This is a genomic window from Micromonospora hortensis (genome assembly GCF_022230935.1).
Classification (GTDB): domain Bacteria; phylum Actinomycetota; class Actinomycetes; order Mycobacteriales; family Micromonosporaceae; genus Micromonospora; species Micromonospora hortensis.
In genome coordinates this window covers 58100-71832 of sequence record NZ_JAKKFE010000065.1, presented here as the reverse complement: position 1 = coordinate 71832, position 13733 = coordinate 58100, and the positions used below count along the sequence as shown (strand labels likewise).

Below are 13733 nucleotides of genomic sequence, written 5' to 3'. Positions count from 1 at the left end.
TCGGCGATCCCAGGCAGCGGGCGCGGGACCGGTTCGTCGGTCCCGGGCCCTAGCATGAGCGCGTGCCGACGAACTTCACCGCCGAGCCGGTCCGGGTCCGCGTCCCGGCGACCAGCGCCAACCTGGGCCCGGGCTTCGACGCGCTGGGTCTCGCCCTCGGGCTCTACGACGACGTGGCCGCCGAGGTCGCCTCGGGTGGTGTTCGGGTGACGGTGACCGGGCAGGGCGCCGGTGAACTGCCCGACGACGACCGGCATTTGGTGGTGCGGGCCATGCGTGCCGCGTTCGACGTGCTCGGGGCCCACCCCGCGGGGCTGAGCGTGGAGTGCGTCAACCGGATCCCCCAGGCACGTGGGCTGGGCTCTTCGTCCGCCGCGATCGTCGCCGGGGTGCTGCTGGCCCGCGCCCTGGTCGTCGATGGGGAGCACCACCTCGACGACGCCGGCGCGCTGCGGCTGGCCGCCGAGATCGAGGGCCACCCCGACAACGTGGCGCCGTGCCTGCTCGGCGGTTTCACGGTGGCCTGGTCCGAGTCGGGCGGCGCCCGGGCGGTCTCCCTGCCGGTCGCCGCAGCGGTGCGGCCCACTGTTTTCGTCCCGGCGGAACGCGGTTTGACAGCGACCGCGCGGGCGGCTCTGCCGGCAACAGTGCCGCACGGTGACGCCGCGTTGACCGCCGGGCGGGCAGCGCTGCTGGTGCACGCGCTCACCACGGACCCGACCCTGCTGCTGTCGGCCACCGTCGACAGACTCCATCAGGATTACCGCGCAGCCGGGATGCCAGGCACATCTGCCCTGGTCAGCGCGTTGCGAGCGGCCGGTGTGGCAGCTGTGGTCAGTGGGGCGGGGCCGACCGTGCTGGCGCTCAGCCAGCCTCCAGCGGGCTTCCCGGTGGGAACAGACTGGGAGATCTGGCAGTTACCGATAGACGTCAGCGGCGCGCGGGTCGCACGGGGTAGACTTGGACACGCCGAGCGGGACCCTGTTGCCGCAGGTCGGAAGAGTTGATTACGCTCTAGACCTAGCACAGCCGCGAAGCACGCGATCTCCTGCGGGGCGGCGCACCCCCGAAGCTCTCGGCGGTCAGCCCGTCTACCCCTGCCAAAGGCCCACGCCGCACCGCAGTTTCCACAGGTCGCCGCAGACGGCGAGACCTGCTCACCGACGTTGGTGAGTCGGGATACCGACCGGCTGCTGTGTCACAGACTCCCGCGACGCGTCCTTGCGAGGCGGGTGCACCGAGGCCGCCCGGCCACCTGAGCTCCGACTCCGGGCAGTCCCGGCCTATCGAGGGAAGGAATCCATTGAGCGACACCACCGACGTGACGTCGGATGTTTCCAACGTCGCTGGCGATGCCACCGCAGCCGCTCCCGCCCGTCGTCGGCGTAGCGGCACCGGTCTGTCGGCGATGCTGCTGCCAGAGCTGCAGAGCCTGGCTGCGTCGCTCGGCATCTCCGGCACGGCTCGCATGCGCAAGGGCGAGCTGATCGCCGCGATTTCCGAGCGGCAGGGCGGCAACGCCGCCGGGACCCCTCGACCACGGGCCGAGGTCGCGGCCGCGGCCGCCCCGACCCGTGAGGGAGTGCGCGCCGAGGTGCGGGAGACCGCCGACCGGCCGGCAGCCGAAGGACGCGGTGCCGAGCAGGCGCCGGCCGAGCCGGCCGCCGAGACCGAGGGCCGTAGCCGTACCCGGCGGAGCCGGACCGCAACGGCAGAGGCCCGTGCCACCGAGGCTCGCCCCGCTGAGGCGCGGGCGACCGAGACGCCGGCGACCGAGACGCGTACCGACGAGGCGGAAGCCGGCGAGCGGGCCGACCGTGGCGAGAACCGCCGCGAGCGGGCCGAGCGTCCGGAGCGTGCCGACCGGACCGAGCGTGCCGACCGTGGCGAGCGGACCGAGCGTGCCGACCGTGGCGAGCGGACCGACCGTGGCGAGCGGACCGAGCGTGCCGACCGTGGCGAGCGGACCGAGCGTGGCGAGCGGACCGAGCGTGGCGAGCGGACTGAGCGTGGCGAGCGGACCGAGCGTGCCGAGCGTGGCGAGCGGACCGAGCGCAACGACCGGGGCGAGCGTGCCGATCGTGGCGAGCGCAACGACCGGACCGAGCGTTCCGACCGGGGTGAGCGGGCCGAGCGCAACGACCGACCCGACCGCGGCGACCGCAACGACCGCAACGACCGTGGTCAGCGTGCCGAGCGGGACAGCGACGACGACGACGAGGGTGGCGGCCGGCGCGGCCGGCGCAGCCGTTTCCGGGACCGTCGCCGCGGGCGCGGCGAGCGCACCGAGACCGGTGCCGACACCGGCGGGCGTGAGCCGCAGGTCAACGAGGACGACGTGCTCGTCCCGGTGGCCGGCATCATCGACGTGCTCGACAACTACGCCTTCGTGCGGACGACCGGTTACCTGGCCGGCCCGAACGACGTGTACGTCTCGATGTCCCAGATCAAGAAGTACGGCCTGCGCCGCGGTGACGCGATCACCGGTGCGGTGCGCGCGGCCCGCGAGGGCGGCAACACCGGCGACCAGCGGCGCGACAAGTACAACCCGCTGATGCGGCTGGACACGATCAACGGGATGGAGCCCGAGGAGGCCCGGCGTCGTCCGGAGTTCTACAAGCTCACCCCGCTCTACCCGCAGGAGCGCCTGCGGCTGGAGACCGAGCCGCACATCCTGACCACCCGGGTCATCGACCTGGTCATGCCGATCGGCAAGGGCCAGCGGGCACTCATCCAGTCTCCGCCCAAGGCGGGTAAGACGATGGTGCTGCAGGCGATCGCGAACGCGATCACCCGCAACAACCCGGAGTGCCACCTGATGGTGGTGCTGGTGGACGAGCGGCCTGAAGAGGTCACCGACATGCAGCGGTCGATCAAGGGCGAGGTCATCGCGGCCACGTTCGACCGTCCGCCGCAGGACCACACCACGGTGGCGGAGCTGGCCATCGAGCGGGCCAAGCGCCTCGTCGAGCTTGGACACGACGTCGTCGTGCTGCTCGACTCGGTGACCCGGCTCGGTCGGTCGTACAACCTGGCGGCGCCGGCCAGCGGTCGGATCATGTCGGGTGGTATCGACTCCACCGCGCTGTACCCGCCGAAGCGCTTCCTCGGCGCGGCCCGCAACATCGAGAACGGCGGGTCGCTGACCATCATCGCCACGGCGTTGGTGGAGACCGGGTCCATGGCGGACACGGTCATCTTCGAGGAGTTCAAGGGCACCGGCAACGCCGAGTTGAAGCTGGACCGGAAGATCGCCGACAAGCGGACCTTCCCGGCCATCGACATCAACCCGTCCGGTACGCGTAAGGAAGAGGTCCTGCTCGCACCGGAAGAGCTGGCCATCATCCACAAGCTCCGGAAGGTGCTGCACTCGCTGGACTCGCAGGCCGCGATGGATCTCCTGCTGGACCGGCTCAAGCAGTCCCGCACGAACATCGAGTTCCTGATGCAGATCGCGAAGTCGACGCCGGGGGAGTAACCATCCCCGGGTGACGATCGAAGGGGCACGGCCATCGCGGCCGTGCCCCTTCGTCATGTTCCCGGGCCCGACACCGGCAGTCGGCGGGAGCCGCAGCGGGCGGGAGATGACGCCCGCGCCGCGCGGTGATGGAATTTTCCTTCGGTTCAGTCGAGAGGTATTGAAACTTCTATTCATCGCCGGGTTGACTGTCGTCCATGCGTACCCGCAGACGATCCGCCCGCCGCACTGGCGTCCTGCTGCTGACGCCGCTGCTCGCCCTGGCCCTGTCGCCGCCGGCCACCGCCGCACCCACCATCGACCCGCCCACAGTGGCCCCACCGTCGGTGGCCTCACCCACCATCGCCGAGGACGCGCCGCCCGCGTCCTCCCGCCCGGCCGGCTCGGTCAGCCTGGCCGCCGCCCCGACAGTCGCGACCGCCCCGACCGCCGGCGCTGGTGGTCTGGAGCCGGCCGGCGGGCTGGAGACCACTACTGCCACCCGGCCGGTCGCGCCGGGCGTGCAGCTGACGTCCTTCGACAGGTACGACGCCGAGGGTTGGCTGCGCGCCGACGCGCTCACCACCGACCTGGCCGGCGGCTCCACCGTCGACTACGTCAACTCCGGCGCGGTCAGCCGGGCCGAGCCGCTGCGAAAGGCTGTGGACCAGTCGCACGCGGTCGCCGCCGTCAACGGCGACTTCTTCGACATCAACAACTCCGGTGCCGCCCAGGGCGTCGGCGTCCGCGACGGCGAGCTGATCCAGTCGGGGGTCAGCGGTCACCGCAACGCGGTGGCGGTCACCACGAACGGCCTCGGGCGAGTGATCGAGGTGAACTTCGACGGCAGCGCCACACTGCCCACCGGGCCGGTCCCGCTGACCCAGTTCAACAACATGGTGCAGGCCGACGGCATCGGCGCCTTCACCGAGCTGTGGGGGACGTACTCCCGACAGCGTGCCGTGGAGGGCGCGGCGCGGGTGGTCGAGGTCACAGTGACCAACGGTCGGGTGGCTGCGGTGGGAAGCGTGGCCGGTAGCGGCCCGATCGTCGCGGGCAGCACCGTGCTGCTCGGGCGCGATCTCGGCGCGGACGCGCTGGCCGGCCTGCGCCCCGGTGACCCGGTGACGGTGGCCTGGCGGCCGAAGCCCTCCGACGGCAGCACCCTGCACGCGGCGGTCGGTGGTGGCAACGTCCTGGTCCGCGACGGCGTCGTGCAGACCATCGCCGACCCGACCCTCGCCCCCCGCACCGCCGTCGGGTTCAGCGCCGACGGTCGAAAAATGATCATGCTGACGGTGGACGGCCGTCAGGTCGACAGCCGCGGGGTGACGCAGACCGAGATGGGCCGGATGATGGCCGAGCTGGGCGCCCATCACGCGCTCAACCTGGATGGTGGCGGATCGTCCACGCTGTTGGCCCGGGAGCCGGGCGCGCCCGACGTGCAGCTGGAGAACGGCCCCTCCGACGGCAGCGAGCGGGCCGTGCCCAACGGCCTGGCCATCTACGCCCCGAAGGGCAGTGGGCGACTCACCGGTTACTGGGTCGAGACGGCCAGCGACCCCACCGCCGCCCCGGGCGTCTCACCGGTGCGAGGTGGGCGGCCCGACCGGGTCTTCCCGGGGCTGACCCGCACCCTCACCGCATCCGGCTACGACGAGACGTACGGCCCGGCGGCGGGCGCCCCCACCTGGCGGGTGACCCCGGCGGCACGCGGCCGGGTCGACAGGGACGGCGTCTTCCGCGCCGGCGCACCGGGGGCCAGCACGGTCACCGCCGCACGGGGGCGGGTCACCGGCTCACTGAACCTCACAGTGCTCGGCCCGCTGGCCCGGATCGGCACCACCGAGCCGCGGGTCGGGTTGACCGGTCGGGACGGCAACGCCACGATCGGCGTGGTCGGGTACGACGCCGAGGGCAACACCGCGCCGATCGAGCCGGCCGACCTCACAGTCGACTACGACCGGGACCTGCTGCGGATCACTCCGACCGGGGACGGCAACCTGTCCATCGCCGCGTTGCGGGACACCGGCTCGGGCCTGGTGACCGTTCACGTCGGACGCACGAGCGCTGTCCTGCCGGTCACCGTCGGGCTGACCGACGTACCGGTCGCCGGTTTCGACGACGCGACGTCCTGGCGGTTCAGCCAGGCCCGCGCCAGCGGTTCGGTCGCGCCGGCGCCCGGACACACCGGCACCGGTCTGCGCATGTCGTACGACTTCAGCCAGTCCACCGGCACGCGGGCCGCGTACGCCGACCCACCCGCCTGGATCGAGGTGCCCGGTCAGCCGCAGGCCTTCGGGATGTGGATCCACGGCAACGGCACCGGGGAGTGGCCCAGTCTGCACCTGCACGACGCCCAGGACACCCAACACGTGCTGCGCGGTCCACTGATCACCTGGACCGGCTGGCGGTACGTGGAGTTCGCGGTGCCGGCCGGGGTGCAGTACCCGGTGCGGGTACGCCGCTTCTACGTGGCCGAGACGAACGCCGCGGCGCAGTACACCAGCGAGGTGATCATCGACGACCTGGTGGCTAAGGTGCCCCCGACTGTCGACGTGCCGCAGGTGGCCCCGCGTACCGATCGGGTGGTGGTCCGCGACGGCACCGTGGACGGCGCGCCGTGGCGGTTCGCGGTGCTCTCCGACGCCCAGTTCGTCGCCGCCGACCCGGACAGCGACCTGGTCGCCCAGGCCCGGCGGACGTTGCGCGAGGTGCGGGCGGCCCGGCCGGACTTCCTCCTGATCAACGGCGACTTCGTGGACACCGCCTACCCGGCCGACTTCGCGCTGGCCCGGCGGATCCTCGACGAGGAGTTGGGCGACGCGCTGCCCTGGTACTACGTGCCCGGCAACCACGAGATCATGGGGGCCCCGATCAGCAACTTCGCTGCCGCGTTCGGCGCCACCTCCCGGGTGTTCGACCACAACGGCACCCGGTTCGTCACGCTGAACTCGTCCACCGGGACGCTGCGCGGCGGCGGCTTCGACCAGGTACGGATGCTTCGGGAGACGCTGGACGCGGCGGCCACCGACCGGCGCGTGGGTTCGGTGGTCGTCCTGCACCACCACCCGCCGCGCGACCCCAGCCCGGCGCAGGCCAGCCAACTCGGCGACCGCAAGGAGGCAGCGCTGCTGGAGCAGTGGCTGGCCGACTTCCAGCACCGCACCGGCAAGGGCGCGCTGTTCGTGGGCGGGCACGTCGGGACCTTCCACGCCGACCGGGTGGACGGGGTGCCGTACGTGATCAACGGCAACGCGGGCAAGACACCGTCCACCCCCGCCGACCAGGGCGGCTTCACCGGGTGGACGGAGTTCGGCGTGGATCCGGTGACCCCGGCCGAGGCCGACCGGGCCCGTCGTAACCCGCTCGCCGAGGGCCCGCCCTGGGTGGACGCGGAGTTCCACGCGCACGCCGACCGCCTCACGGTGACCGCCCCGGCCGGCGTCGCGGTCGGCACCCCCGCCGCCGTCACCGCCACGCTGACCCAGCCCGGCGGGCGTACGGTCCCGGTGGTCGCACCGGTCAGCGCCGACTGGTCGGCCTCGCCGGGAGTGCACGTCGGCTCGGCGGCCGGGGTGCGCCAGTGGCACACCGCCCGATTCGACCCGGCCACCGGCACCCTGACCGCACTGCGGCCCGGCGCGCCGATACGCCTGGCGGTCGAGGTCAACGGCGTCCGTGCCGAGGCCACCATCACCGTCACCGGGTGAACTGTCCGGACGGGCCCCTACGCGTGGGGGCCCGTCCGGACACCTCAGAAGTCGCCGTCGGCCACCTGGAAGACGGTGAGGCCGAGGGATCGCCACATCTGGACCACCTGGACGCGGTCGTCGAAGACACCGGCCACCCGGTAACGGTCTCGGATCTCCCGGTCGTAGATCTCCCGCTTGACGATCGAGTCCTTCCGGGAGTCACCGATGGCCCGCAGGTGCAGGCCCAGGTAGGGCACTCGTACGTGCCGGGCCAGCCACGCCTCGGTGGCCGCGCGGGCGGAGGCGTCCCTCCCGGAGCAGAAGACCACCCCGTAGCCGGCGGCGTGCATCGCCCGGACCGCCGCGATGACCGCCGTGTTCGGCTGGTCCTGGCCCACCCGGGTCATGTCGTACGGGCTGCGGGAGACGGCCAGCGCGACGGTGCCGTCGATGTCCACCAGGACGATCTCCGGTGGCTCGGTCGACGGCGGATGCACCACGGCGGGGCTGCCGGTGCGGGCCTGCGGCACCGGCAACGGCAGCTCCCGCCCCTGCAGGTACCGCTCGTGCAGCCGGCGGATCGCGTCCGCGCCGACCTGGTCGGCGGGCGGCCGGGCGGCGTCGCGGCGCAGGCACTCGTCAAGCGGCACGTCGGTGAAGTCGTGCACCTCGAAGTCCGCGCCGTGGCGGGCGGCCAGCTCGGCCCAGCCCCGCAGGGTCCGCGCGCGCAGATTGGTGTCGTCCACGCAGACGTCCGCTCTGGCCCGCAGCAGCGCCTCGACCTGAGCCTGCTGTACGGCGGTCACCTGCGCCTCGGCCCACTGGGTGAACAACCGCTCGCCGTGCAACATCCGGCGCAGATCGTCCCGGTTGACCCGCGATACGGACGGCTGGAGCGTGCGGGCGAACGTCGTCTTGCCCGAGGCGGGCAGTCCCCGGGTGGCGATCAGGCGGGTCATGGACGCACCTCCGGCTCGACGGGCGTACCCCGGCCGGGGTACCTGGCGGCGATCCGCCGGGTGCGCGAATGCCCCGCCGGGCGGCGGGAATGCGGACGGGTAGGCACGTGTTGACGATGCCGGACGAGGTGTGCGGCCCGATTACCGGGTCGGCTCAGGCCCATGGCACACTGGTCAATCGGCCACCGGTTCCGGTTCACGCCCGAGCCCGTCGCGTACGGCGCGACGAGCGATGACGGCGACCCGGCGACCACCAACGAGAGGACCGAGGCGATGAAGGCAAACATCCACCCGGAGTACGTGACCACCGAGGTCAGCTGCTCCTGTGGCAACACGTTCACGACCCGCAGCACCGCCAAGGGCGGGGCGATCCACGCCGAGACCTGCAGCGCCTGCCACCCGTTCTACACCGGTAAGCAGCGCGTTCTCGACACCGCCGGCCGGGTCGCGAAGTTCCAGCAGAAGTACGCCAAGGTTCAGGCCAAGAAGGCCAAGTAACTCCTCGTTCGGCGCCCGCGTCCGGTTTTTCACCGGACGCGGGCGCCGTCCGCGTTTTCCTCCAATTCCGCCCGGCTGGTGGCCTTTCGGCCCCGGCCCGGTCGTCGCGCACCGTCGAAGGAGCATCCGCAGCATGAGCAGCGAGCGTCTGGCCGGCCTTCTCGACGAGTACGCGGAACTGGAGAAGCGGCTGGCCGATCCGGCCATCCACGCCGACCAGGCCACCGCGCGCAGGGTCGGTCGCCGGTACGCCGAGCTGGTGCCGCTGCACAAGGCCGCCGACGAGTTGGAGCAGGCCCGCGCCGATCTGGCCGCGGCTCGCGAGCTGGCCGCCGAGGACCCGTCCTTCGCGGCCGAGGCGGACGCCATCGCCGGGTCCCTGCCGGTGCTGGAGGAGCGGCTCGCCGAGCTGCTCATTCCCCGCGACCCGCACGACGCCAAGGACGTGATCGTCGAGATCAAGGCCGGTGAGGGTGGCGAGGAGTCGGCGCTGTTCGCCGGTGACCTGCTGCGGATGTACACCCGCTACGCCGAGCGGCACGGCTGGGTGACCGAGGTGATCGACGCACAGGATTCCGACCTTGGCGGGGTCAAGGATGTCTCCCTGGCGATCAAGACCAAGGGTGTGCCGGACGGCGGCAACGGCGTCTGGTCGCGGCTCAAGTGGGAGGGCGGCGTACACCGGGTGCAGCGTGTCCCGGTGACCGAGTCGCAGGGCCGGATCCACACCAGTGCCGCAGGGGTGCTGGTGCTGCCGGAGGCCGAGGACGTCGACGTCACCATCGACCAGAACGAGCTGCGCATCGACGTGTTCCGCTCGTCCGGCCCGGGTGGCCAGTCGGTGAACACCACCGACTCGGCGGTGCGGATCACCCACCTGCCGACCGGCATCGTCGTCTCCTGCCAGAACGAGAAGTCCCAGTTGCAGAACCGGGAGCAGGCGATGCGGATCCTGCGGGCCCGGCTGCTCGCCGCCGCCCAGGAGCAGGCCGACGCCGCAGCCTCGGACGCGCGCAAGGCCCAGGTGCGCACTGTTGACCGCTCGGAGCGGATCCGCACCTACAACTTCCCGCAGAACCGGATCACCGATCACCGGATCGGCTACACCGCGTACAACCTGGATCTGGCGCTCGGCGGCGAGTTGGACGGGGTACTGGACGCCCTCACCGAGGCCGACCGGGCCGCCCGGCTCGCTGGCGACACCGAGCTGACCCGCCGCTGACCACGGCACTCAAGCTGACCCGCCGCGCTTGATCGACGCCCGCGCCAGCGCCCCCTGGCGGGGGTCAGCTCGCGCGGGGGCGGGTCTTGGCGCGGAGCATCTCGCGGTCGGCCTGCTCGAACGCGACGCTGAGCGCGTCGCGCAGCCCGCTGCCACCGGAGACCTCGGCGAAGCCGATGCTCACCCCGACCGGGGTGCCCGGGACCAACGACTCCCAGTCCTCCAGGCGGACCGCGGCCTCGATCCGGCGGGCCACCTCGGCGGCCTCGGTCATGCCGGTGTCCGGCAGCACCACAACGAATTCGTCACCGCCGTAGCGGGCCACGAAGTCGCCCCGGCGCATCACCCGGTTGATCACACCGGCGATGCGTTGCAGCACCAGGTCGCCTGAGTGGTGCCCGTGCCGGGTGTTCACCGCCTTGAAGCCGTCCAGGTCGCAGACGCCGATCACCACTCGATCGCCGCGGGTGACAACGGCAGTGATGTAGCGCTCCAGCCGGCGGCGGTTGGGCAGCCCGGTGAGCGGGTCGGTCAACGCCTCGCCCTCGAAGCGTGCCGCCTCGCGGCGCATCTCCTCGTGGTCGATGCGGGCGGCGATGCCGTCGATGTAGACGTCGCGCAGCCGGTCGTTGCGCTGCGCGGCGAGCCGGAACGCCAGCCGGTCGGCCCGGTGCGCCGCCAGGTGGTCCCCGGCGCGGGTCAACGCGATGCTGCGCAGCCGGGCCGGCTCGGCCGCCCCGAGCGTCTCGTTGGAGACCTGGACGGTATCCAGTCGCGCGACCGCCTCGATCGGCCTACCGTCGGCGACGGCGAGGCACACCTGCCCGAGCTGACGCAGGTCGCGGGCACGGGCGCTGTCCCCGCCGTGGGTGATCAACCGGGCCGGCTCGGGGCCTTCGGGGGCCACCTGGTCGCCGAGCGCGGCCTGTCGGGCCGCCGCGTAGCCGTACGCGGCGAGGCTGCTCGGGCGTAGCTGGCCAGCCCGCCCGGCGCGGACGAAGCGGGTCAGGTCGGCGGCCACGTCCCGGAGCACCCGCAGACAACCGTCGCTGTCGCCGTTGTGGTCGAGGGCCACGGCGTTGCGCAGCCGGATGCCCGGCGCGGCGAACGTCTCCTCCGGGATCCCGGAGGTCAGCCCGAGCTGCCGGGCCCGCTCGATGGCGCCCAGGGCGTACCCGTGGAAGCTGAGGTAGCTGTAGGCCATGGCCAGGTCGTGCCAACCCCAGGCGGTGTCCCGGTCCGGGTCGGCGACGGCGCCCAGCGCCCGGGCCGCCCGGACGAGGTGCATGACGCACCGGTCCAGTGCGCCCTGGTGGTGCGCGGCGAGCGCGGCCAACGCGTTGAGGTGACCGTGCAGATAGGGCTCGGCGAGGTCACGGACCGCCGCCGACGCCTCTTCGATGGCCCGGGTGAACTCCGCGGTCCGACCGAGATTGATCAGCGCGGAGAGGCGCTGCACCATCGCGTCCGCCCGCGCCGCCGGATCGTTGGTGGTGCGGATCACACGCTCCAGCAGGACGTACGCCTCCGCGGAGCGGCTGGCCTCCTGCAACGCCCGGGCGTGCGTCAGGGCGTCAACCTGGTCATCGACCCGGTCGAGCCAGCCCACCCGCCAACCTCCTGTCGTGCGCGCCCGGGCGCACCTGTTCGTCACGTCGCCCGCGACGCTTCATGATTATGTCGTGAGTACTTTGCCGCAACACCCCCCCGAAGGGACAGGCCCCATCCGGCCGTCCGCCGCGGTGGCCCGAGCGGCCCGCGCGCTCGACGCCGCCGGGGTCGGCTCGGCCCGGGTGGAGGCCGAGTTGCTGGCGGCGTACGTGCTCGGCGTTCCCCGGGGTCGGTTGGCTCTCGCCGACGACCTCAGTGACGACCAACTGGTGCGGCTCGACGAGTTGACGCGCCGCCGCGCCGCGCGTGAGCCGTTGCAACACCTGACCGGTCGGGCCGGGTTCCGGCACCTGGAGCTGTCGGTCGGCGCTGGTGTCTTCGTGCCCCGGCCGGAGACCGAGCTGTTGGCCGGCTGGGGTGTCGAGCAGGCCCAGGGCCGGCCCGATCCGGTGGTGGTGGACCTGTGCAGCGGTTCGGGCGCGATCGCGCTGGCGGTGGCTCAGGAGCTGCCGGGAGCGCGGGTGATCGCTGTGGAGCGGTCCCCGGCGGCGCTGGTGTGGCTGCGGCGCAACGCGGCGGAGCGCGCCGCGGCGGGAGACCGACCGATCGAGGTGGTCGAGGCTGATGTGACAGCGCCGGACCTGCTCGCCGAGCTGGTGGGCCGGGTCGACGTGCTGCTCTGCAACCCGCCGTACGTGCCAGAGGACGTGGTGGTCCCGCCGGAGGTGGCCGGGCACGACCCGGCGGAGGCGGTGTTCGGCGGCGCGGACGGTCTGGTGGTGATCCGGCCGGTCGTCGCCCGGGCGGCGGTGCTGTTGCGCCCGGGGGGCGTGTTCGGCGTCGAGCACGACGACACCCACGGCGCGGCGGTGCCCGAGCTGCTCGCCCAGGACGGCGGCTTCACCGCTGTCGCGGAGCATCTGGACCTCACCGGGCGTCCCCGCTACGCGACCGCGTCCCGACGGGCGGACGGCCAGCACGCCCCGATCGGGCCGGCGTGGCAGACTGACTCCTCGTGATGCTCTACGACTGCCGGTCGCCCGCCGATCGGGACCGCGGCATCGCTGCGGCCATCGAGGCGGTCAAGAACGGCGAGCTGGTCGTTCTACCGACGGACACCGTGTATGGGATCGGCGCGGACGCGTTCACCCCGTACGCGGTGAAGGCGCTGCTCGATGCCAAGGGCCGGGGTCGGCAGATGCCGCCGCCGGTGCTGATCGGCTCGCGGCACACCCTGGACGGGTTGGTCTTCTCGCTGCCCACCGCCGCCCGGGACCTCGTGGAGGCGTTCTGGCCGGGTGCCCTGACGATCGTGGTCGAGCACTCGCCGAGCCTGCAGTGGGACCTGGGCGACAAGACCGGCACTGTGGCGGTGCGGATGCCGCTGCACCCGGTGGCGTTGGAGGTGCTGCGCGAGACCGGCCCGATGGCGGTCTCGTCGGCCAACAAGACCGGCCAGCCGGCCGCGGTCACCGCCGACGAGGCACGTGACCAGCTCAGCTACTCGGTGCGGGCCTACCTGGAGGCCGGGCCCTGCCCGGACCCGGTGCCCAGCACGATCGTGGATCTGACCGGTGAGGTGCCGCAGCTGTTGCGGGCCGGGGCGATCCCGCTGGAGAAGCTGCGCGACGTGGTTCCGGATCTCGTCGACGGTCGGGCGGTCTGAGTGCCCCCGTTCACTGTTCTGCACGTCTGCATGGGCAACATCTGCCGCTCGCCGATGGCGGAGCGGCTGCTGGCCCTGGCGGTGCGGGAGCGGCTGACCCGGCGTTCGCAGGACCCGGCCCAGGCCGAGGAGCTGGTGCACAGCCACAGCGCCGGCACTGGCGGCTGGCACGCGGGCGAGGAGATGAACCCGCCGGCGGCACGGCAGGTCACCGGCCGTGGTGGGGACGTGGCGGGGTTCGCCGCGCGCAAGCTGCGCTCGGATCACATCGACGCCGCCGACCTGGTCCTGACCGCCACCGCCGACCAGCAGGAGTACGTGGTGGCGCTTCGTCCGGACGCGGCGGCCCGCACGTTCGTGCTGGGCGAGTTCGGCCGGCTGCTGGCCGCTGTGGACGCCGCCGCGCTGCCGCCGGGTGACGCCACCCCGGAGGCCGTGTACGCCCGGGGGATGGCCCTGGTGGCGGCGGCTCACGACGCGCGGCTGGGCGCCTCGGCGCTGACCACCGATGATCTGGACGACCCGTGGGGTCGTGGCGACCAGTGCTTCAGCCGGGTCGCCGACGAGATCGAGGAGACGGTCCACCCGCTGGCCGGCGCGCTGCTGCCCTGAGCGTGGTGCGAGT

At 72.7% G+C, this 13733-nt stretch carries 10 protein-coding genes; 8 read left to right on the top strand and 2 right to left on the bottom strand.

Annotated features, from left to right (window positions below):
- The first annotated feature begins 62 nt into the window (after positions 1-62).
- From thrB to NIE111_RS28480, 3 genes are all read left to right on the top strand, one after another.
- Positions 63-1007 (top strand): homoserine kinase, encoded by a 945-nt coding sequence (gene thrB / locus NIE111_RS28490; protein WP_238687363.1) that lies wholly within the window; start codon positions 63-65, stop codon positions 1005-1007.
- 296 nt (positions 1008-1303) lie between these two features.
- Entirely contained in the window at positions 1304-3478 is a 2175-nt protein-coding gene (rho, locus tag NIE111_RS28485) for a transcription termination factor Rho (RefSeq protein ID WP_238687362.1), read from the top strand.
- A gap of 197 nt (positions 3479-3675) precedes the next feature.
- Positions 3676-7170: a phosphodiester glycosidase family protein gene (locus NIE111_RS28480; protein ID WP_238687361.1), complete on the top strand. Its 3495-nt coding sequence runs from the start codon at positions 3676-3678 to the stop codon at positions 7168-7170.
- Between the two features lie 44 nt (positions 7171-7214).
- Here NIE111_RS28480 and NIE111_RS28475 read toward each other — a convergent pair whose 3' ends face one another.
- The gene (locus tag NIE111_RS28475) at positions 7215-8111 is read right to left on the bottom strand and encodes a phosphatase domain-containing protein (protein WP_238687360.1); all 897 of its coding nucleotides are present in this window, start codon (positions 8109-8111) and stop codon (positions 7215-7217) included.
- Between the two features lie 273 nt (positions 8112-8384).
- Between NIE111_RS28475 and rpmE the strand changes: the two genes are divergently transcribed.
- Entirely contained in the window at positions 8385-8609 is a 225-nt protein-coding gene (rpmE, locus tag NIE111_RS28470) for a 50S ribosomal protein L31 (RefSeq protein ID WP_030333150.1), read from the top strand.
- 133 nt (positions 8610-8742) lie between these two features.
- Entirely contained in the window at positions 8743-9831 is a 1089-nt protein-coding gene (gene prfA / locus NIE111_RS28465) for a peptide chain release factor 1 (RefSeq protein ID WP_091405908.1), read from the top strand.
- A gap of 64 nt (positions 9832-9895) precedes the next feature.
- On the opposite strand, the gene NIE111_RS28460 is transcribed toward prfA, so the two are convergent.
- Positions 9896-11440 (bottom strand): GGDEF domain-containing protein, encoded by a 1545-nt coding sequence (locus tag NIE111_RS28460; protein ID WP_238687359.1) that lies wholly within the window; start codon positions 11438-11440, stop codon positions 9896-9898.
- A gap of 73 nt (positions 11441-11513) precedes the next feature.
- On the opposite strand from NIE111_RS28460, the gene prmC reads away from it, so the two are divergent.
- From prmC to NIE111_RS28445, 3 genes are read left to right on the top strand one after another with little or no spacing between them, the layout of a single operon-like run.
- A complete protein-coding gene (prmC, locus tag NIE111_RS28455; protein ID WP_238687358.1) occupies positions 11514-12461 on the top strand; it encodes a peptide chain release factor N(5)-glutamine methyltransferase in 948 nt (315 codons plus the stop codon).
- Positions 12461-13108, top strand: coding sequence for an L-threonylcarbamoyladenylate synthase (locus NIE111_RS28450; protein WP_091406475.1), 648 nt, complete (start codon positions 12461-12463; stop codon positions 13106-13108). Before prmC ends, NIE111_RS28450 begins: the two co-directional genes overlap by 1 nt.
- Entirely contained in the window at positions 13109-13720 is a 612-nt protein-coding gene (locus tag NIE111_RS28445; protein WP_238687357.1) for an arsenate reductase/protein-tyrosine-phosphatase family protein, read from the top strand. It abuts the gene before it with no gap.
- Positions 13721-13733 lie beyond the last annotated feature (13 nt).